This is a genomic window from Micromonospora sp. C31 (assembly GCF_018070575.1).
Lineage (GTDB): Bacteria > Actinomycetota > Actinomycetes > Mycobacteriales > Micromonosporaceae > Micromonospora.
Map to the genome: position 1 here is coordinate 101,014 of NZ_JAGPXN010000009.1, position 19,965 is coordinate 120,978.

The 19,965-nt window shown below is 74.9% G+C and carries 15 protein-coding genes, 2 pseudogenes and 1 riboswitch; of the genes and pseudogenes, 5 read left to right on the forward strand and 12 right to left on the reverse strand.

Annotation, left to right across the window (positions count from 1 at the left end):
- Nucleotides 1-19: 19 nt before the first annotated feature.
- A complete protein-coding gene (locus tag KBX06_RS14350) occupies nucleotides 20-871 on the reverse strand; it encodes a metallophosphoesterase (protein ID WP_210835013.1) in 852 nt (283 codons plus the stop codon).
- Between the two features lie 142 nt (nucleotides 872-1,013).
- Nucleotides 1,014-1,103: riboswitch (ZMP/ZTP riboswitch) on the forward strand.
- Between the two features lie 17 nt (nucleotides 1,104-1,120).
- Here KBX06_RS14350 and KBX06_RS14355 point away from each other — a divergent pair.
- Entirely contained in the window at nucleotides 1,121-2,560 is a 1,440-nt protein-coding gene (locus tag KBX06_RS14355; protein WP_210835014.1) for a glycine hydroxymethyltransferase, read from the forward strand.
- A gap of 100 nt (nucleotides 2,561-2,660) precedes the next feature.
- Here the strand turns inward: KBX06_RS14355 and KBX06_RS14360 are convergent, their stop codons facing one another.
- The 7 genes and pseudogenes from KBX06_RS14360 to KBX06_RS14390 all read right to left on the reverse strand — a co-directional run bounded on the left by KBX06_RS14360 (nucleotide 2,661) and on the right by KBX06_RS14390 (nucleotide 10,933).
- Nucleotides 2,661-4,430 (reverse strand): ribulokinase, encoded by a 1,770-nt coding sequence (locus tag KBX06_RS14360; protein ID WP_307854629.1) that lies wholly within the window; start codon nucleotides 4,428-4,430, stop codon nucleotides 2,661-2,663.
- 73 nt (nucleotides 4,431-4,503) lie between these two features.
- Nucleotides 4,504-4,764, reverse strand: coding sequence for a hypothetical protein (locus tag KBX06_RS14365; protein WP_132234668.1), 261 nt, complete (start codon nucleotides 4,762-4,764; stop codon nucleotides 4,504-4,506).
- Between the two features lie 67 nt (nucleotides 4,765-4,831).
- Nucleotides 4,832-6,190, reverse strand: a complete 1,359-nt coding sequence (locus KBX06_RS14370) for a PLP-dependent aminotransferase family protein (RefSeq protein WP_307854630.1) — start codon at nucleotides 6,188-6,190, stop codon at nucleotides 4,832-4,834.
- Nucleotides 6,191-6,193: 3 nt separating this feature from the next.
- On the reverse strand, nucleotides 6,194-7,318 hold the full coding sequence (locus KBX06_RS14375; protein WP_210835015.1) for an alpha-hydroxy acid oxidase: 1,125 nt from the start codon (nucleotides 7,316-7,318) through the stop codon (nucleotides 6,194-6,196).
- A gap of 118 nt (nucleotides 7,319-7,436) precedes the next feature.
- Nucleotides 7,437-8,375 (reverse strand): annotated as a pseudogene (locus KBX06_RS14380) (alpha/beta hydrolase); the annotation flags it as partial.
- Nucleotides 8,372-9,592, reverse strand: coding sequence for a cytochrome P450 (locus tag KBX06_RS14385; protein WP_210835017.1), 1,221 nt, complete (start codon nucleotides 9,590-9,592; stop codon nucleotides 8,372-8,374). The gene KBX06_RS14385 and the pseudogene KBX06_RS14380, both read right to left, overlap by 4 nt.
- Nucleotides 9,593-9,658: 66 nt before the next feature.
- The gene (locus KBX06_RS14390) at nucleotides 9,659-10,933 is read right to left on the reverse strand and encodes an SGNH/GDSL hydrolase family protein (protein WP_210835174.1); all 1,275 of its coding nucleotides are present in this window, start codon (nucleotides 10,931-10,933) and stop codon (nucleotides 9,659-9,661) included.
- Nucleotides 10,934-11,232: 299 nt separating this feature from the next.
- Here KBX06_RS14390 and KBX06_RS14395 point away from each other — a divergent pair, with 299 nt between their 5' ends.
- From KBX06_RS14395 to KBX06_RS14405, 3 genes are read left to right on the forward strand one after another with little or no spacing between them, the layout of a single operon-like run.
- Nucleotides 11,233-12,828 carry an AMP-binding protein gene (locus KBX06_RS14395; protein WP_210835018.1) on the forward strand — a complete coding sequence of 532 codons (1,596 nt, stop codon included), beginning with the start codon at nucleotides 11,233-11,235 and terminating at the stop codon, nucleotides 12,826-12,828.
- A complete protein-coding gene (locus tag KBX06_RS14400) occupies nucleotides 12,825-14,060 on the forward strand; it encodes an MFS transporter (protein WP_210835019.1) in 1,236 nt (411 codons plus the stop codon). Before KBX06_RS14395 ends, KBX06_RS14400 begins: the two co-directional genes overlap by 4 nt.
- 9 nt (nucleotides 14,061-14,069) lie before the next feature.
- Complete coding sequence (locus KBX06_RS14405; RefSeq protein ID WP_210835020.1) at nucleotides 14,070-14,465, forward strand: MmcQ/YjbR family DNA-binding protein; 396 nt, start codon at nucleotides 14,070-14,072, stop codon at nucleotides 14,463-14,465.
- Nucleotides 14,466-14,595: 130 nt separating this feature from the next.
- Here KBX06_RS14405 and KBX06_RS14410 read toward each other — a convergent pair.
- Together KBX06_RS14410 and KBX06_RS14415 are read right to left on the reverse strand one after the other, a co-directional pair.
- Nucleotides 14,596-15,660 (reverse strand): annotated as a pseudogene (locus tag KBX06_RS14410) (MFS transporter); the annotation flags it as partial.
- 138 nt (nucleotides 15,661-15,798) lie between these two features.
- The gene (locus tag KBX06_RS14415; protein WP_210835021.1) at nucleotides 15,799-16,281 is read right to left on the reverse strand and encodes a hypothetical protein; all 483 of its coding nucleotides are present in this window, start codon (nucleotides 16,279-16,281) and stop codon (nucleotides 15,799-15,801) included.
- 132 nt (nucleotides 16,282-16,413) lie between these two features.
- On the opposite strand from KBX06_RS14415, the gene KBX06_RS14420 reads away from it, so the two are divergent.
- Nucleotides 16,414-17,103, forward strand: a complete 690-nt coding sequence (locus tag KBX06_RS14420) for an SGNH/GDSL hydrolase family protein (RefSeq protein WP_210835022.1) — start codon at nucleotides 16,414-16,416, stop codon at nucleotides 17,101-17,103.
- Nucleotides 17,104-17,480: 377 nt separating this feature from the next.
- Here the strand turns inward: KBX06_RS14420 and KBX06_RS14425 are convergent, their stop codons facing one another.
- The gene (locus KBX06_RS14425; protein ID WP_307854632.1) at nucleotides 17,481-18,479 is read right to left on the reverse strand and encodes a phosphotransferase; all 999 of its coding nucleotides are present in this window, start codon (nucleotides 18,477-18,479) and stop codon (nucleotides 17,481-17,483) included.
- Nucleotides 18,480-18,597: 118 nt separating this feature from the next.
- Entirely contained in the window at nucleotides 18,598-19,965 is a 1,368-nt protein-coding gene (locus tag KBX06_RS14430) for a hypothetical protein (RefSeq protein WP_210835023.1), read from the reverse strand.

Below are 19,965 nucleotides of genomic sequence, written 5' to 3' on the forward strand. Positions count from 1 at the left end.
GGTGCGCCGGGGCCCGTCGTCACGCCCGGGGTGCGGGCAGGATCCGCCGCAGCGCCGGAGGAGTTGCCCGGGGCTGCCACTCCCGCGGGTAGCCCACCGAGACCTCCTCGAAGCGCACCCCGTCGTGCCAGGTGGTGCGGGGGATGTGCAGGTGCCCGTAGACCACGGCGGCGGCGTCGAAGCGCAGGTGCCAGTCGGCGGTGGACTCGGTGCCGCACCACTGGGCGAAGATGGGGTAGCGCAGCACCCGGGTCGGCTCGCGCAGCAGCGGCCAGTGGTTGACCAGCACCGTCGGCAGCCCCGCCTCCCGCTCGTCGAGCCGACGCGCGGTCGCGGCGACCCGGGCGGCGCACCACGCCGACCGACTCGGGTAGGGGTCGGGGTGCAGCAGGAACTCGTCGGTGCAAACGACCCCCACCCGGTACGCCTCCTCCAGCGCCGCCTCGGGGGTGTCGAACCCGTCCGGGCGCCAGCTGTGGTCGTAGAGCAGGAACAGCGGCGCCACGAGCACCGGGCCACCCGCCCCCCGCCACACCGGGTACGGGTCCTCCGGGGTCAGCACGCCCAGCCGCCGGCAGGCGTCCACCAGGTACGCGTAGCGCGCGGCCCCGCGTAGCGCCACCGGGTCGGCGGGCGGCGTCCACAGCTCGTGGTTGCCCGGCACCCAGACCACCTGCGCGAAGCGGCTGCTGAGCAGGCCGAGGGCCCACTCGACGTCGGCCACGGTGTCGCCCACGTCGCCGGCGACCAGCAGCCAGTCCCGCGGCGAGCCGGGGCGCAGCCCCTCGATCACCTCCCGGTTGCCCCGGTGACCGACGTGCAGATCGCTGATGGCGAGCAGGCTGCCGCCCTCGCCGTCCTCCCCCGCCATGCCGCTGATCCTAGGCAGCGGCGGGCCCGGCCGCGAGACGGGTAGACGGCCCCGCGCCGGCGGCCGGCCCCACGGTCCGCCACCGGTGCCCGCCGCCCGGGCGAGGTGGGCCGGGACCGGCCGGGGCGCACCCGGTAGGATCGGCACGGGCCGTGACTGGCGCGTGGGGATGGAGAACCATCGGGAAGCGGTCCCGTCATGAGGACGCATGCCGAGCGCCTGGGCCTTCCGCACGTCACTGGAGGTCGCATGTCGTCGCTGAACGCCGAATCCACCGCCTTCCGCAGCGCCCTCGAGGTGATCCGCGCCGTCGAGCCGCGGGTGGCCGACGCCATCGGCGCGGAGCTCGCCGACCAGCGCGAGTCGCTCAAGCTCATCGCCAGCGAGAACTACGCCTCCCCCGCGACCCTGCTGACCATGGGTAACTGGTTCAGCGACAAGTACGCCGAGGGCACCGTCGGCCGCCGCTTCTACGCGGGCTGCCAGAACGTCGACACCGTCGAGGCGCTCGCCGCCGAGCACGCCCGGGAGCTGTTCGGCGCCGCCCACGCGTACGTGCAGCCGCACTCCGGCATCGACGCCAACCTGGTCGCGTTCTGGGCGATCCTGGCCGACCGGGTGGAGTCGCCCGCGCTGCGGAAGGCCCAGGTGCGCCAGGTCAACGACCTCACCGAGGCCGACTGGTTCGCGTTGCGCCGGGAGCTGGGCAACCAGCGGATGCTCGGCATGTCGCTGGACGCCGGGGGCCACCTCACCCACGGGTTCCGGCCGAACATCTCCGGCAAGATGTTCGACCAGCGCAGCTACGGCACCGACCCGGCCACCGGCCTCGTCGACTACGACAAGGTCGCCGAGGCGGCCCGCGAGTTCAAGCCGCTGATCCTGGTCGCCGGCTACTCGGCGTACCCGCGGAAGGTCAACTTCCGGATCATGCGGGAGATCGCCGACTCCGTGGGCGCCACCTTCATGGTCGACATGGCGCACTTCGCCGGCCTGGTCGCCGGGCGGGTCTTCACCGGCGACTTCGATCCGGTACCGCACGCGCACATCGTCACCACCACCACGCACAAGTCGCTGCGCGGCCCGCGCGGCGGCATGGTGCTCTGCCAGCCCGAGCTCGCCGACCAGGTCGACCGGGGCTGCCCGATGGTGCTCGGCGGCCCGCTGCCGCACGTGATGGCCGCCAAGGCCGTCGCCCTCGCCGAGGCCCGCCGGCCCGACTTCGCCGACTACGCCCAGCGGATCGTCGACAACGCCCAGGCGCTGGCCGAAGGGCTGCTGCGCCGCGGCGGCAAGCTGGTCACCGGCGGCACCGACAACCACCTGGTGCTGATCGACGTCTCCGGCTACGGCCTGACCGGCCGGCAGGCCGAGCAGGCGCTGCTCGACTCGGGCATCGTCACCAACCGCAACTCGGTGCCGCAGGACCCGAACGGCGCCTGGTACACCTCCGGCATCCGGGTCGGCACCCCGGCCCTGACCAGCCGGGGCCTGGGCACCGCGCAGATGGACGAGACCGCCGAGCTGATCCACACCGTGCTCAGCCAGACCAGGCCGGGCGCGAACCCGGACGGCACCGCGTCCAAGGCCAAGTACGTCCTCGATCCGGCCGTCGCCGACCGCGTCGGCAAGCAGGCCAGCGACCTGCTGACCGGCTTCCCGCTCTACCCGGCCGTCGACCTCGGCTGAGCCGCTCCACCCGACGCCCCCGCCCGGCCCACCGGGCGGGGGCGTCCCCGTCCCACCCCGCCCCCGCCCGACGCGCGGGTGGGGGGCGGGGAGGGTGGCGTCACCGGTGGTGGCGGTGGCGCAGGCTGCGGAGGTGGTGCAGGACGTCGGTGCCGCCCCGCCCGAAGTGGTCGTGCAGGGCGCGGTAGTGGGCGTACAGCTCGTCGTAGGCTGCCGCCCGGGCCGGGTCGGGGTGCCAGGTCTCGCGCCGGGCGGCGCCCATCGCCGCCGAGGCGGCCGGCACGTCCGGCCACGCCCCGGCGGCGACCGCCGCGTGGATGGCCGCGCCCAGCGCCGCCGGGTGGGCGGAGTCGAGCACGTGCAGCGGCCGGTTGAGCACGTCGGCGTAGATCCGCAGCAGCAGCCGGTTGCGGGTCAGTCCGCCGGCCACGGTCAACTCGTCGACGGCCACCCCGGCGGCGGTGAACGCGTCGACGACGGTCCGGGCGCCGAAGGCGGTGGCCTCCAGCAGCGCCCGCCAGATCTCCTCGGGCCGGGTGGCGAGGGTCAGTCCGACCAGTACGCCGCTCAGTTCGTGGTCCATCAGCACCGAGCGGTTGCCGCTGTGCCAGTCCAGGGCCAGCAGCCCGTGCCCGCCCACCGGCTGGTCGGCGGCGAGGGTGTCCAGCAGCTCGTACGGGCTCAGCCCCCGGCGGCGCGCCTCGTCGGCGTAGCCGGCCGGCAGGGCGTTGCGGGCGTACCAGGCGAAGATGTCGCCGACCCCGCTCTGCCCCGCCTCGTAGCCCCAGGTGCCGGCGGTGACGCCCCCCTCGACCACGCCGCACACGCCGGGCACCTCGCGGTACGCCGCGGCGTTCATGATCAGGCAGGTGGAGGTGCCGAGCACCGCGAGCATCCGGCCGGGCTCGACGGCACGGGCCGCCGCGGCGGTGACGTGCGCGTCGATGGCGCCGGCCGCGACGGCGGTCCCCGCCGGCAGCCCCGTCCAGCGGGCCGCGTCGGCGCTCAGCCGGCCGGCCCGGGCGCCCGTCGGCACGAGCGGGCCGTCGACGCGGGGCAGCAGCCCGTCGAGGCGGGGGTGCAGGGCGCGCAGGAACTCGGCCGACGGGTACCGCCCGTCCTGACGCAGCCCCTTGTAGCCGGCGGCGGGGACGTTGCGGGTCTCCCGCCCGCAGAGCTGCCAGACCAGCCAGTCCGCGGCCTCGATGAACCGCTCCGCCCGGTCGAAGACCGCCGGATCCTCCTGGAGCACCTGCAACGCCTTGGCGAGCTGCCACTCGGCGGAGACCCGGCCGCCGTAGCGGGGCAGCCAGCGCTCACCGCGCGCGGTGGCGACGTCGTTGATGCGGTCGGCCTGCCGCTGGGCGGCGTGGTGCTTCCACAGCTTCGGGTACGCGTGCGGCCGCCCGGCGAGGTCGGGCAGCTCGCAGAGCGGGGTGCCGTCGGCGAGGGTGGGCAGCAGCGTGCAGGAGGTGGCGTCGACGCCGATGCCGCACACGTCCTGGGGCCCGACCCCGGCGGCGCGCAGCGCGGCGGGCACCGCGACGCGGAGCACCTCGCGGTGGTCGTCGGGGTGCTGCAACGCCCAGTCCGGCGGCAGCGGCGTCCCGTCGGGCAGCCGCTCGCTGAGCACCCCGTGCCGGTACGGGTGGACGGCCTCGCCCCGCACCGTGCCGTCGGCGACGTCGACCACGACCGCCCGGCCGGAGAGGGTGCCGAAGTCGACGCCGACGACGAACCGGGCCGGCCCGGCCGTCGGCCGCGCCGCGCCTGCTCCTGCCACCGCGATCCCCTCCTGCCACCACGGCTCCCCCTGACGCCACTGGCGTACGTCCGGGCGGGCGGCGGGAGCAAACGCTAGCAACACCACCGGGCGTCCGGCGCAGCCGACGGGTGGCGGCGCCCGACGCCCGTTCAGGGGCGGCCGAGGGTGGGCCGAGGCGTCAGGCGACGGGCCGCTTCAGGTGGTAGCGGTGCACCTCGGTGCTGCCCTGGACGTTGTTGACGTCCTCGGCGGCGGAGACCAGTTCCCAGCCCTCCCGGCCCGCCCGGTTGAGGTGCGCGATCGCCGTGTCGCCGTACGCGGTGATGTCCCGGCGCGACCCGTCCGGGCCGTACCAGGTGAAGCTGACGTGAAAGGCGCGGCCCTGCCCCTGATAACGGCGGACCAGCAACGCGTACTCCCAGGCGACCATGGCGTCCATTATGAGTGTCCACCCAGGACGACGGAACACGGGCAGTCGCGCTTTGCCGTGTGGTGAACGCGGTGTGTCATCCCACCTCGGCGGTCGTCCCCCGCCGGTTCGCCCCGCCGGCGGTCGCCGCCCGGCGGGCCGTCTCGTCGGCGACCAGCGCGGCCAGCCGGTCCAGCCCGACGTCGATCTCGTCCGGGGTCACGGCGCTGACCGACAGCCGCAGCGCGTCGACGGGGGCGCCGTCGTCGTAGAAGTGCGCCATCGGCGTCCAGAGCAGCCCGTACTCGCGGGCGGAACGGTGCAGCAGGGCGTCGTCGACGCCGAACGGCACGGTGACCACGACGAAGAACCCGCCGGCCGGGACGGTCCACCGCACCGGCGAGGTCGCCGCCGGGAAGCGCCGGGCCAGGCCGTCGACCACGTGACGCAGGTTGCGACCGTACGCCGCCCGTTCGCGGACGGTGGCGGCCAGCAGGCTGCACCCGTGCTCCAGCAGCGCCCCGCCCACCACCGCCTGCGCGATCGCGGACGTGTTCACCGTGACCATGCTCTTGATCTTGGCGATCTGGTCGGCGAGCAGGCCCACCGTGCCGTCGGCGCCGGCCACGCGCTGGTCGGCGACCACGTAGCCCACGCGGGCGCCGGGCAGCACCGTCTTGGCGAACGAACCCAGGTAGACCACCCGCCGCGCGGTGTCCAACGCCTTGAGCGTGGGCAGCCGCCCGGCGTCCGGGGCGGGGAAGAGACCGTACGGGTTGTCCTCCAGCAGCAGCAGGTTCTCGTCGGCGGCCAGGTCGAGCAGCCGCCGCCGGTCGGCAAGAGCGATGCTGGTCCCGGATGGATTGGCGAAGTCCGGCATCACGTAGCAGGCGCGCGGACGCAGCCCCGCCGTTCGGGCGCGGTGCACCTGCTCGCGCAGGTCGGCCAGGTCGATGCCGGCCGCGCCGCCGGACACCGGCCACACCGGCAGGTCCAGCAGCCGGGCGGCGCCGGTCAGCCCCACGTACGTCGGAGCGACGGCGAGCAGCACGTCGCGCGGGTCGGCCCGCAGCGCCCGCAGCACCAGGAACATCGCCTCCTGGCAGCCGACGGTCACCACGATCGCCTCCGGGTCGACCGTGAGGTCCTCGTCGACGGCGAGGTTGCGGGCGACGAGGTGGTGCACGATGCCCTTGGTGCGGCCGTACTGCAACAGCGTGCGGCGCACCTGGGCGGGGCTCTGCCCGAGATCGTCGACCAGGTGCCGGCGGAACCTCTCCAGGTGCCGGGGCAGCGCCGCGACGTCGAGGAACTCCTCGTACGGCCGGCCGGCCGCCAGCGACACCGCGTCGGGGTAGTGCTGTGCCACCTCGTTGAGGAAGTTCATCGAGTTCAGCGCCGGGTCGTCGACCGCCGGGTGCAGGTCGGCGACGTACAGGTCCACCGGGTCGGCCACCGCTCAGGCCCCCGTCAGCACGCGCAGCTCGCGGGCCGCCTCGGGGTCGGCGCAGCCGGCCAGCGCCAGGGCGTCGCGGAACTCGCCGGCCAGCAGCGCCAGTGCCGTGCGCGCCCCGGCCCGGCCGCCGGCGGCGAGCGCCCACAGCATGGGCCGACCGACCAGCACCCCGCGCGCACCGAGGGCCAACGCGCGCAGCACGTCGACGCCGTCGCGTACGCCGCTGTCCAGCAGCACCTCGCACCGGTCGGCCACCGCCGCCACCACCTCCGGCAGCACGGTGGCGGTGGCCGGCGCGCCGTCGAGCTGGCGGCCACCATGGTTGGAGACCACCACCGCGTCCGCGCCGGCGGCCACCGCCAGCTTCGCGTCGCGCGGGTCCAGCACGCCCTTCACCACCAGCGGCAGGGTGGTACGGCCGCGCAGCCAATCCAGGTCGGCCCAGGTCAACGCGGGCGCGAAGACCTCGCCGGTGTGCGCGGCGATGGCGGAGACGCCCGGACGGGCGGTGTGCGCGAGGTCGTCGCGGCCGGTCGGCAGGTTGGCCGCCACGACGTGCGGCGGGATGGCGAACGCGTTGCGCACGTCGCGCCGCCGCGGGCCGAGGATCGGCACGTCCACGGTGACGGTCAGCGCCGTGCAGCCGGCCACGTGGGCCCGGTCCAGCAGGTCGGCGACCAGGCCCCGGTCGCGCAGCCAGTAGAGCTGGAACCAGACCGTCGCGCCGGTCTCCGCGATCTGCTCGATCGGCACGCTGCTCAGGGTGCTGGCCAGGTACGGCACGCCGGCCGCGCCCGCGGCGGCGGCCAGCGCCAGTTCCCCGTCGGGGTGCACCAGGCGCTGGTACGCCATCGGCGCCACGGCCACCGGCATGGCGTACGACGCGCCGAGCAGCCGCGCCTCGGTGCGGGGCGTGTGCACGCCGCGCAACACCCGGGGCAGCACGGCCACCCGGTCCAGCGCGCGACGGTTGGCCGCGAGCGTGGTCTCGGCGCCGCTGCCGCCCGCGACGTAGTCCCACACGTCGGGCGGCAGCACCGCCCGGGCCAGTTCCGCGAAGTCCGCCAGGCTGGCCGGCGGCGGCTGCGCCACCGGCAGGTCCGACTTCGGCAGCGCGCCCTCAACCATCCCCGCTCTCCCTTCCCACCGGCACCGCCCCGCCGACGGCCGCCGTCCTACCGGCCGTCGCGCCGTCGCCCGACGCACCGGTGGCCGACACGTCGTCGCCCGACACACCGGCCGATACACCGTCGTCCGACGCGCTGAAGCGTGCGCGCAGGAACGCCGCCGACTGGTCCTGGGCGCGGCGGCCGTCGTCGAACGCGGCGGGCATGGCGAAGAAGCCGTGGATCATGCCGGCGTACCGGGTGAGGGTGGTCGGCACGCCGGCGTCGCGCAGCCGGTGCGCGTACCGTTCCCCCTCCGCGCGCAGCGGATCGTGCTCGGCGGTGATCACCAGCGCCGGCGGCAGGCCGGTCAGGTCCTCGGCGAGCAGCGGCGAGGCCAACGGGTGCCGCGCGTCGGCGGGGTCGGCGAGGTAGTGGCCCCGGTACCAGGCGACCGAGCGGCGGTTGAACAGCAGCGGGTCCTCGCCGTCGCCGCCGGGCTCGGCGCTCTGGTCCGTGTTCGGGTACACCAGCAGCTGCGCGGCGAGCCGGGGGCCGCCGTGCCCGCGGGCCAGCAGGGTGACGGCGGCGGCGAGGTTGCCGCCGGCGCTGTCCCCGCCGACCGCCACCCGCCGCGGGTCGACGCCGTACTCCCCCGGGTGCGCGGCGATCCACCGGAGCGCCGCGTGGCAGTCGTGCACGGCGGCGGGAAAGGGGTGCTCCGGGGCCAGCCGGTAGCCGACGGTGACCACCTGGCAGGGCACCGCGTTGGCGAGCCGCCGGCAGATGCCGTCGGCGGTGTCCACGCTGCCGAGGGTCCACCCGCCGCCGAAGAAGTAGACCAGGGTGGGCAGCGGCCCCTCCCCCGCCGGCCGGTGGATGCGCACCGGCAGGTCGCCCGCCGGGCCGGGCACGCGCGTGTCGCGTACCTCGTGCACCGGCTCGACCGCGCCGCCGCCGGCGCGGATCGCGGCGAGGTCGGCGGCGCGGGCCTCGGCCAGGGTCTGGGCGTACAGCGGCGGGGCGCCGGCCGCCGCGCGGGCCGCCCGGTACGCCGCCACCTGCGGATGGGCGTTCACGCGGGTCCTCCTCGGGTGTGTACCGCCAGCTTGTCGACGCCGCGCAGGAAGAGACTGCCGCTGTATTTCGGCGCCTCGGCGACGGTGAGACCGGGGAAGCGGGCCAGCAGTCTGGGCAGCGCGAGCCGGCCCTCCAGCCGGGACACCGCGGCGCCGAGGCAGAAGTGCGGGCCAGCGCCGAAGGCCAGCGAGGGCGGCCCGTCGCGGCGCGGGTCGAAGCGGTCCGGGTCGGGAAAGCGGGCCGGGTCGCGGTTGGCGGCGGCGAGCATCAGCAGCACGTTGCGGTCGCGGCCGACCGGCACCCCGCCGACGTCGGTGTCCTCGGGCGCGGCCCGGGCCAGGAAGTGCACGGGCGCCGCCATCCGGAGGATCTCCTCGACCGCGCCCCGGGTCAGCGCGTCGTCGCCGGGCAGCGCGGCGGCCACGTCGGGGTGGGCCAGCAGCAGCGGCAGCCCGTTGGCGAACATGTAGACGGTGGTGACGAAGGCGGCGTTGAACAGCACGATCAGGTTGCTCACCAGTTCGTCGGCGGTCAGCTCCACGTCGCCGGAGTCGACCGCCTGCACCAGCGCGCCGATCAGGTCGTCGCCGGGTCGGCGCCGCCGGTGGGCGATCAGCTCCGTGTAGAAGTCCCGCAGTTCGGCGGCGGCGGTGTTGGCGGCGGCGAGCCGCTGCGGGGTCTTGCCCGCCACGTCCAGGAACTCGTCGATGCGCTCGACCCGCTGCCGGTAGAAGTCCAGCTCCCCGGCGGGGATGCCGATGAAGTCGGCCATCACCAGGGCCGGCAGCGGGTACGCGAACTCCGCGACGAAGTCGAGGCCGGCGTCCCCGGCGTCGGCCATCCGGTCGAGCAGCCCGTCGACGACCCGGTGCACGGTCGGCTCCAGCGCGCCCAGCCGGCGCGGCGTGAAGGTCTTCGCGAACACCGCCCGCATCCGGGTGTGCTCCGGCGGGTTGACGAACATCATCGAGGTCTGGAGCGTGCGCAGCACCTCCTGCTCCTGCCAGCCCGGCGGGGCCTGCTTGTACCACCGCGGGTCGCGCAGCACCTGGCTGACCAGGTCGTAGCCGACGGCGACGGCGTCGACCGAGCGGTGCTCGGCACGCGCCGGCACCGGGCTGACCGGCCCGAGCCCGTGCAGGGCGGCATAGCAGGGGTACGGGTCCTGCCGGCCCTCGTCGCTGTAGAGGCGGGTCAGCAGCTGGGTGACGTCCACGGTCCTCCGGTCTCCCCCATCGACGGTGCCGCGGGCGGCGGGGGTCGCCCGCTGCCCGCGCCGGTGTCACAGGCCGAGCAGTCGCAACGGTACGGCGTCCGCCAACGCCTGGTTGCCGGCGTCGTTCGGGTGGATGTGGTCCCCCGAGTCGTACGCGGGCAGCAGCCGGCCCGGCTGCGCCGGATCGCGCAGCACCCGGTCGAAGTCGAGCAGCCCGTCGAACTCGTCGCTGCCGCGCAGGTACGCGTTCACCGCCTGCCGGGTGGCCTCCTTCTCGGGCGTCCACACCCCCGGGTTGCCGTGCCCCTCGTACGGGGTCAGCGTCGACACGAGACTGCGCAGGCCGCGCGCCTTCACCTGCTGGTTGATCTGCCGCAGCGCGGCGATGACCTGCTCGGCGGAGTCGCCCGACATCCAGACGTCGTTGATGCCGAGGTGAGTGATCACGGTCCGGGCGTCGGTCTGCGCGAAGACGTCCTCGTCGAGCCGGGCCAGGGCGTTGGGGCCGAGTTCGTGGTAGCCGGGGAAGCCGCCCGCGCCGGGCTCGGTGCCCTCGTGGTTGAGCCGGTTGCCGGCGAGGCTGAGGTTGAGCACGCCCGGGGTGCGGACGTCCGGACGGGCGTCGACGAGCCGGTCGGCGAGCAGGTCGGGCCAGCGCTTGTTGGCGTTGACGGTGCTGCCGTTGCCGTCGGCGATGGAGTCGCCGAAGACCACCACCGAGCCGGGGCTGTGCCGGCGCTGCACGTCGATGCCCGACAGGAAGAACCAGCAGCAGTTGGGTCGGATCGTGAACCCGGCCCCGTCGGCGGCGCCGGTCAGGTCGGTGGCGCCGATGAAGTTCGTCTGCCGGGACTGGCCGTGGAAGGTCACCGGGCCGGTGGGGGTCGGGAAGTGCACCGTCAGCACCAGGTCCTGCTGGTCGCCGACGGGCAGCGCGACGGGGTCGCTGACCAGCTCGGCACCCCGGTTCATGGTGGCCGAGGTGGCGCCGCCGAAGGTCAGCGTCCGCAGGGTCGAGGGGTCGATGTCGGACAGGTCGTCGGGGGTCGCGGTGTTCGGCTTCGCGACGGTGGCCCGGCCCACCCGCACGGCCTGCTCGCCGTAGGAGTTGCTCAGCCGCACCCGGATCCGCGGACCGCCCACGGTGGTGTGCACGACCATCCGTACGCTCTGGTCGTTGAGGCCGCTGTTGGTCAGGCCGGTCGCGTTTCCCCTGGTGACCGCGGCGGCCCAGCTGCCCGCCCAGACCGTACGCTGGCGGGACGCCTCGGTGTCCGACGGGCCGGCGCTGGCCACCATCGCCGGGGTGGCGACGACGAGCAGGGTGGCCGCGGACGCGATGACATGCCATCTCTTCGGGGTCGACATTGAACCTCCATCGTTGGCAGCCCAGGGCCGTCCGCTGACGGCACCGCCTGGACGATGGTCCAGAAACCTAGCCGTCGGGTTTCACGACCGTCAATCAACCTGATCGACGCGATCAAATGTCCTCCGGTTCGTCCGGAGCGCCGTTCAGGCCCTGTGCGGTGACAGCCGGTGCTACCTACGCTCACGGACGGCGGCGGTGCGCCCGCCCGGCCGTCGCGCCGTGGCGGGTTGCCCGGCACACGGCCACACTTCTGCGGCGAGAGGGCTGTCGGATGACCGACCGACCGGAGCGACGGGCCGGCTACGTGCACCGGGCGCTGGCGCTGTTCGCGGACTTCGGCGACCGGGAGGCGCTGATCGGAAGCGGACGCCGGCTCAGCTACGCCGAGGTCGCCGCGCAGGTGCGCGGGCTGGCCGCGGCGCTGCTCGGGCACGGCCTACGACCGGGGCAGGCGGTGCTGCTCGCGCTCGGCAACCCGGTGGAGGGGCCGCTGGTGCAGCTCGCCCTGCACCTGCTGGGCTGCCGGACGATGTGGATCGCCCCGGTCACCTCCCGCCGGGAGGTCGACGAGTTCGTCCGGCTGGCCCGCCCCGACACGTTCGTCTACGACGCCCGGGACCCGGCCGGCCTCGGCCCGGAGCTGGCCGCCGGGCTGCCCGGCGTACCCGTGCTCTGCCTCGGCCCGGGCGGCGCGGGCCCGGACCTCCTCGCCGCGACCGGGCGGGCCGCGGCGGTCGACCTGCCGGCCGGGGCGCCGGTGCCGGAGTCCTTCCTGCAGACCAGCGGCACCACCGGCACCCCGAAGCTGGTGCACCACCGGGAGAGCTTCTACACGCAGGTCCTCGCCCTGGCCGCCGGCTTCCGCGCCGCCGGACACCCGCCGCTGCGGCACCTGTCGCACTCGCCGATGTGGCTGGCCAGCGGTCAGATCACCACGCTGTTCAACCTCTTCACCGGCGGGGTGCTGTTCCCACGCGACGGCTGGGACCCGGCGCGGTTCATCGCCACCGTCGACCGGGAGCGGATCAACTCCACCTTCCTCACGCCGCCGATGCTCTACGAGGTGCTCGACCACCCGGCCCTGGACGGCGCGGACTTCTCGGCCATGTCCATGTTCAACGTGGGCGCCGGGCCCGCCGCGCCCGCCCGGCTGCGCCAGGCGATCGCCCGCTTCGGGCCGGTGCTGCGCATCGTGTACGGCCTCAGCGAGGCCGTCGTGGTCACCGCCCTGCCGGGGCTGACCGAAGACCCGGCGCACCCGCAGCGGCTGCGCTCGTGCGGGCGACCCTACGGCGACGTACACGTCGAGATCCGCGCCGAGGACGGCACGGTGCTGCCGCCCGGCTGCGACGGCGAGGTGTGGGTGCACACCGACCTGCGCTTCGCCGGCTACCACGGCCAGCCCGAGCTGACCGCCGAGACGCTGGTCGACGGCTGGGTCCGCACCCGCGACGTCGGGCACCTCGACGCCGACGGCTACCTCTACCTCGTCGACCGGTTGCAGGACCGGATCCTCACCCGACGGCGCAGTTGGCCGATCCACTCCCGCCCGATCGAGGACGTCCTGGCCGGGCACCCGCAGGTACGGGCGGCGGCGGTGATCGGCGTGCCGGACGAGGCGGCCGGCGAACTGCCGTACGCCTACGTGGTGCCGGCGCCCGGCGCGACGGTGACCGCCGGGGAGCTCATCGACCTGGTGACCGCCGAACTCAGCGACACCTGGGCCCCGGGCGGGGTCCAGTTCCTCGACCGGCTGCCGCTCAACCGCTCCGCGAAGGTGGACAAGCGCGCGCTGCGGGCCCGCTACGCCGAGGAACACCCCTCGCCGGTCGAGCACCCGGAGGCGTCGATCGGCAGCCTGGCGTGACCCCCCGGCGGGAACTGACCGTCCTGGTCGCCGCCGACCTGATCTCCAACCTGGGCAGCCGGATCTCGGTGGTGGCCATCCCCTGGCTGGTGCTGGAGACCACCGGCAGCCCGACCAAGATGGGCGCGGTGGCCGCCGCCGAGACACTGCCCTACCTGCTCTCCAGCGCCCTCGGCACGCCCTGGGCGGACCGGATCGGGCTGCGGCGCACCTCGGTCCTGGCCGACGCCGGCAGCGCCGCCCTGATGGTGGCGGTGGCCCTCACCCCGTGGCTCGGGTTCGGCGCACTGCTCGCCCTGGTCGCCCTGGTGGGCGCGCTGCGCGGGGTCGGCGACCGGGTCAAGCACGTGATGTTCCGCCCGGCAGCCGAGGCCGCCGGGGTGCGGCTGATCCGGCTGACCTCCGTCTACGACGGGTTGGGCCGGCTGGTCACCCTGCTCGGCGCGGGGCTGGGCGGGCTGCTCGTCTGGTGGTTCGGGGTGACGCAGGCGCTGCTCATCGACGCGGCCAGCTTCGCCGCCTGCGCCGTGCTGGTCGGCCTGCTGGTCCGGCCACCGGCTGCCGAAGCGGGACCGGCGGCGCCCGAGGGGTACCTGCGCGCGCTCGCGGGCGGGTTCCGCCACCTGGGCCGCGACCGGCTGCTGCTGACCATGCTGCTGGTGATCTCGGCGCTGAACATGGTGGTCAACGCGAGCGTCGCGGTCTACATCCCGCTCTGGGTGGCCGACGTGCTGCGCGGTCCCGCCGGGCTGGGCCTGGTGCTCGGGGCCTTCTCGGCCGGCGCGCTGCTGGGCAACCTGCTCTTCACGGCGTACGGTCCCCGGCTGCCCCGCTACCTGACCTTCGTCGTCGGCGCGGCGCTCGGCGGCGCCCCGCGGCTGCTGGTCCTGGCGCTGAGCGAGGAACTGGCCGTGGTGCTGGCGGTGACGTTCGCCTCCGGCATCGGCATCGCGGCGGTGAACCCGCTGCTCGGGGTGGCCATCTACGAGCGGGTGCCGGCCGGGTTGCAGACCCGGGTGATCGGCCTGGCCGGTTCGCTGGCGTTCGCGGGCCTGCCGCTGGGCGCGCTGCTGGGCGGCTGGTCGGCCGCCACGCTCGGCCTCGTCCCCGCCCTGCTGGCCATGGCGGCGTTCTGCCTCGTGGTCACCCTGCTGCCGCTGCTGCCCGGCCTTCGTCCGCGGCCCACTGAGGCGCCAGCCGAGCGGGCACCGGATGTCGTGGGTCGCGCGTAGGGTCGGGCCATGGCCACCTGGGAGGACGTCCGCCGCATCGCGTTGGGTCTGCCGGAGACGGGCGAGCACCCGTCCTACCAGGGGGCGCCGGCGTGGAAGGTCCGCGACCGGTCGTTCGTCTGGGAGCGACCGCTGCGCCGCGCCGACCTCGACGCCCTGGGGGCGGCGGCCCCCGACGGCCCGATCCTCGGCGTACGGGTGCCGGACCTGGGCGCGAAGGAGGCGCTGCTCGCCGACGATCCGGCCGTCTACTTCACCGTCCCGCACCTCGACGGCTATCCGGCGGTGCTGGTCCGGCTGGACCGGGTCGACCCCGACGAGCTGGCCGAGCTGGTCGTCGAGGCGTGGCAGGACCGGGCGCCGAAGCGGCTCGCGGCGGCCTACCGGGCGGGGCGGCAGGCGTAGGCCGGCTCCCCGGAGCGGCGGGCGGCCCGCTCGGGAGGTCGCGCAGCACCTCCGGCGGCCCGGCCGCCGAGCGCCGCCTCCTCCACCGCCGAGCGCTCGGCCTCTCGCCGCTTCGGGTGCGGTGGGCCGCGCCGACTGCGGTGGCGAGGCAGATCACGGCGGCCGCGATGAGCGTCAGGCGGTCGCCGAGGTGGACGGCGGCGGAGCCGAGCGGGATCGCCAGCGCGACGGGGCCGAACATCGCGGTGTTGGCGGTGCCGGACACCCGGCCGAGCATCGCTGTCGGCGTGTGTGTCTGCACCGCGGTCACCGCCGCGACCAGGGCCCATGGCAGGCCGATGCCGGCGACGACCGAGGCGGCGACCGTGCCCGACCACCAGGGCAGGCAGCGCACCAGGCAGCTCACGGCGAAGAGCGCCGTGCCGGCGACGCCCACGGTGACCGGGCTCCACCGCGCGATGAGCCGGCCGACGACGAGGCCGCCGACGACGGACCCGGCCCCCTGTGCGCTGAGCAGCACGCCGAGAAACGTCGTCGGTAGGCCCAACTCCCTGGTGACGATCGCGTAGTTGGCGGCGGTGGTGAAGCCGGACATGGCGATCGACACGGCGGCGAGCACGACGGTGACGCGCAGCGCCCTCTGTGCGAGCAGGACGGCGAGCCCCGCGCGCACGCCGCGAGGCCGATCAGCCGGCCGGGCCGGTGGCATCCGCTTCAGTCGTAGAGCCGCGTACAGGACGGCACCCAGGACCGGCATCGCCGCGCTGAGCAGGACGACAGCGTGGCCCCCGCGCCACGCGTAGAGGCCTGCGCCGACCAGGGGCGCCACGAGTTTCATGCCCTCCTGGGCGCTCGAACGCCAGCCGTTGACGCCGCCGAGTTCCGTGGGCGACAGCGCGGAGGGCAGCAACGCCGTCTCGCCCGCGTCGATCAGCACGTAGCTGAGGCCGTAGGCGCAAGCCACCAGGAAGATCAGCCACGTCTGGCCCGGTCCCCGCACCGTGAGGAGACTGAGCAGAACGATGGACAAGGCGAGGTTGACGGCAATGACCAGCGGTCGCCTCGGCGCCCGGTCGAGCAGGCCTCCCAGCCAGGGGCCGCCGAGAACCGGGGCGTACACGCAGAGCCCGGCGAGGGCCGCGAGGCTGGCGGAACCTGTGAGGTCGAGGATCCAGATCCCGGCGACCAGTGACATGGCGCTGCTGCCGAAGCCCGACAGCAGCGATATCGCTATGAACAGCGCGGGGTTGCGGCGCACGAGGCCTCCAGGTTGAGCCGTGGTGACTCAGATCCTCAGCCTTGAGCGGAGCACAGACAATACTGTCGGTGCTTGTCAATGTGTCGTTGACAGCAGGTCGTCCAAGCTCGTCGCGACAGCCCGTACCGGCACCGGCAACCGTCCGCCTCCCGCGTCGGCCAGATCGGCCGCGAGGAGCGAGGCCAGCGCGTACAGCGCGCCCGGATCGGCGTCGAGGGCCACCTCGGCGGTCTTCCTCACGAGGGCCGCCCGCCGGAACCGCGCGTCCCACCGCCGGTCCGCGTCGATCAACCGGCGGAGGTCGAAGACGGCACTGCGTATCGCCGCGATCCGGGTCGAGTACCCGAGGTCCCGCTCCTGCCGCCGCGACCGCCGCGCGGCCGCCAGGCGCTGCCGGCGCTGCTCCGCGGCCTGCCGACTGCCCAGGCCGAGCGCGGCGGCGATCTGAACCCACGTCGCACCCAGGTGACGGGCGCGGTCGATCAGCTCCAGCTCCCGCTCGTCCAACCGCGCGCGGTCGGCCGCGACAGTGGACAGCTGGCTCAGCTCGGGCGTCACGTGTCAACGCTACATTGACAGGCGGACAGCGCGTCACCCGTGACAGCCCAGCACCAAAATCCAACCGTCCGCACCGTTCCACCGCTCCGACCGACCCTTCTCCGGTGTCCGGACGTCGGCTAGCGTGCCGGCATGCCATCGACGTTGACCGAAGCGACGGATCCGTGGTGCCTGCGCGACGGGGAGAGCGCGGCGCTGCTGAACGACCACCCGTGGCGGCGCTTCGCGGTGCTCGGCGACAGCGTGGCCGAAGGGCTCTGCGAGCCCGCCGACGGCTATCCCGACGTGCAGTGGGCCGACCGGATCGCCACCGAGCTGCGGGCCGTCCGGCCGGAGCTGGCGTACCTCAACCTGGGCCTGCGGGGGCTGCGGGCGCACGAGGTGCGCGCCGCCCAGCTCGCCCCGGCGCTGGCGTTCCGCCCCGACCTGGCGCTCGTGGTCTGCGGCGGCAACGACGCCTTCGGGCGGGGGTACGACGCGGACGCGGTCGACGCGGAGCTGACCGCGATGGTCGGGGCGCTCCAGGCCGCCGGGGCGGACGTGATCACCGTCGGCATGTTCGACGTGTCGCTCAGCCCGGCCGTGCCCGAGCGGCACCGCGCCGGCCTCGGCGAACGGATGCGTCGGCTCTCCGCGCGCACCGGGGCGCTCGCGGAGCGGCTCGGCACCCTGCACGTGCGGCTCACCGACCACCCACTCACCGCCGAGGCGTCGATGTACAGCAGCGACGGCCGGCACGGCAGCGCCCGCAGCGACGCGGTGGCCGCCGCCGAGACGGTCCGCCGCCTCGGCGCACACCTCAGGGGCCGGCAACCGCAGTGACCGGTCGATGATGAACGCCGCCCAGCCACCTGGTGGGCACGCGGGCGTACCTCCTGGTCGCTGACGTGCCGCGGCGGGCAGGACGACGGGCCGCCCCGTCACGGCACCCGACGGGCCGACACCGTGCGGGCCGACGAGCCCGAAGATCTCGCCATCGTCCACGCTCGACGACACTTCGGCGGCGGCCACCTGTCGCCGACGGCCCGGCGAGCATCTTCGGCAAGCTGCGTCTGCCCCCGTCCTCCGACGACAGCCGCCGCGTCCTCGCCGTCCTCGCCCACCGCAACGATGCCGGAACCCGCTCGCTCCGCCCCGGAGCCGCCACCGCACGCCCCGACGCCCGCGGCCCTCGCCACCACCGACCCCGGCGGTACGGCTCAGACAAGCTGGCTCAACGTCCGGTCGACGTTGTGCTCGACGATGGCGAGCATGAAGGCCCGGTCGGGGAAGTCGCCGTCGAGCAGGCGTAGCGGGCCCGCCACCAGGGACAGGTGTAGCGCGAGCCGGTAGAGACGCAACCGGTCCTCGTCGAGTCCCTCCATCGCGAGCGCGGGCCAGCCGTCACCGAAGCGCAGTTCGAGGAAGGCATGCTCCCACTCCACGTCGAGGAACACCGCACCCTCGATGTCGATGAGCACCGGGCGGTCCTGGTCGTCGACGAGCACATGGTCCGGACCGAGTTCACCGTGGATCAGGCCGTAGCGGGAACGGGGCGCCACGGCGGCGTACCGCTCGGCCAGTGCCACGGCGAGCCGGTCCCGCGCGGCGGCGATCCGCTCGACCCGGGCCGCGGCCTCGGCCAGGTCGTCGAGCGCCCGATCGAGGATGATCCGCTGCACCGGCCGGCCCCCTGCCGGCCCCGGGCGGCCGGATGCCGGGCGGTCGAGCCCCGGGCGACCGTACCGGTCGCGACTGCGGGAGTGCATGGCCCGCACGGCGTCGCCGAGCCGTGCCAGCACCACCCCTGCCCGTCGCGGATCGCGGCGGCGCAGGTCCTGCAGGTTGCCGCCCTGGACGTCCTCCACCACCGCCACCTCGCCGGGCAGCAGGCCTGCGGTGGGCGCGAGCAGCAGCCCGGGCACCCGCACCCCGGCGGCGACGAACTCCCGGTGCGCCGCCGCGAAGAGCCCCGCCCCGGTGGCGTGCCCGAACGGGTCGTCGGATGCCGGTGCCGCCTGCACCGGCCAGTAGTCCTCCGCCGGATGCCACACGTAGGCGATTCCGGTGGACCCGTCTTCCAGGGCCAGCCGGTAGACGCCCTTCTTCGTGCCGCCGGTCAGCCGCTGAGCCGAGACCAGCGCCTGCCCCCGCCCGAACGCCGCCCACGCCACCGGCCGCAACTCGTCGACCGTCAGCCCCACCCGTGTCCCGTCCACCCGTCGATCCTGCCCGACCGCCCGCCGCACCCATCCTCGACGTTCTCGACGTGCTCGACGTTCTCGACGTTAGGAAGGGGCCCTTCCTATACCGGAGGCGTTAGGAAGGGGCCCTTCCTTACCCCGGAGCGGGGGTTACCAGGAGGCCGGAGAGGAGGACGCCGCGGGCCAGGTTGAGCACGCCGTCGCAGCCCGGGAAGCCCGTACGGATGCAGGCGCCGGCGGCCCGGCGGCCGAACAGGTACGGGGCGATGCTGTACGGCACCTCGGCGGCGACCGTCTCGCCGGTTCCGATGTGCACGAAGTCCAGCGGGACGTCGTCGGCCTTCACGTGCTCCTGGAGGATGAAGCCGCCCCGCCCGACGGCCCGGGTGAGGCCGTCGCGCCACGCGGCGGCGTCGGTCTCCCGGCCGATCAGGACGTCCACCCCGGCGGAGCCGTCGGCCGGCTTCGCGACCAGGTCGGCCCGGTCGGCCACGGCCCGGTCGAGCAGCTCCGCCGTCAGCGACCAGGTACGCGGCACGTACCGCCGCACCAGGTCCCGGTCCGCGGCCGGCAGCGTGTCGGCGTCCTCCCAGAGCCAGGCGAAGGTGCGCTTGTTGGCGATCAGCCAGGCCGCCGCCGACACCCACATCGGCACCGTGCCGGCCGCGAGCCCCGCCTCCAGGGCGTCCACCCCGGCGCTCGGGGTGACCCGGTTGGGCACGAAGAGCCGGAACACCCCGTCGACGGGGGCGCCGCCGGCCACCAGGCGCTTCCGGTCGTCGAGGGCGACCTGGGAGACCGGCGCGACGACCAGTTCCAGGCCGCCCGCGGCGGCCCGCTCGACCACCGGCGACAGCAGCTTGACGAACCGCTGCGGGTCGTCGAGTCCCGGGTACTCGGCGTCGAAGTCGATCAACATGGCGACCCGGGCGCCCGCCGGCAGGCCGAGGCCGGCGCGGATCGCGGCGAACCGTCGGTCCACCGCCGAGGGCGCCGCCGCGAGGCGGACCCGGTCGGTGATGCCGTGCCGCCGGTAGAGGTCGACGAAGCGGCGCACCGTGGTGTCCGCGTCGAACGCGCCACCGAGACTGCTGTCGATGTTGTACTCGACGAAGCGCGGCACCCCGTCGCAGAGCAGCACGTCGGGGCGGAACGCGTCCAGCAGCGCCTCGGTCAGCGGCTCGTCGTCGTCGAGCAGCCGGGTCTCGCCGTCGGCCACGTTCAGCAGCCGACGCAGCTCCCCCGCCGTGGCGGCCCGCCGCCGGCACGCCTCGAAGATCAGCTGCGCGAGCCGGTCGGAGACGGCGTTGAGCACGCCCAGCGACGTCTCGTCCATCACCGGCGGCCGGGCCAGGCGCCACTGCTCGTTGTACGTGGCCCGGCCGTCGAAGACCTCGCGCCACGCCCCCGCCCCGGCGGCCACCATGTCGGCGCGCACCGGTGCGGGCAGGTCGAGCCACGCGCGCGCGGCGGAGGGCCAGCGGTAGTCGACGTCGATCAC

What these genes read in the sequence shown, in the direction of transcription:
- KBX06_RS14355 (WP_210835014.1), top strand. Translation starts at nt 1,121, where the DNA reads ATGTCGTCGCTGAACGCCGAATCCACCGCCTTCCGCAGCGCCCTCGAG.
- KBX06_RS14365 (WP_132234668.1), bottom strand. Translation starts at nt 4,764, where the DNA reads ATGGACGCCATGGTCGCCTGGGAGTACGCGTTGCTGGTCCGCCGTTAT.
- KBX06_RS14375 (WP_210835015.1), bottom strand. Translation starts at nt 7,318, where the DNA reads ATGGTTGAGGGCGCGCTGCCGAAGTCGGACCTGCCGGTGGCGCAGCCG.
- KBX06_RS14395 (WP_210835018.1), top strand. Translation starts at nt 11,233, where the DNA reads ATGACCGACCGACCGGAGCGACGGGCCGGCTACGTGCACCGGGCGCTG.
- KBX06_RS14420 (WP_210835022.1), top strand. Translation starts at nt 16,414, where the DNA reads ATGCCATCGACGTTGACCGAAGCGACGGATCCGTGGTGCCTGCGCGAC.
- KBX06_RS14350 (WP_210835013.1), bottom strand. Translation starts at nt 871, where the DNA reads ATGGCGGGGGAGGACGGCGAGGGCGGCAGCCTGCTCGCCATCAGCGAT.
- KBX06_RS14405 (WP_210835020.1), top strand. Translation starts at nt 14,070, where the DNA reads ATGGCCACCTGGGAGGACGTCCGCCGCATCGCGTTGGGTCTGCCGGAG.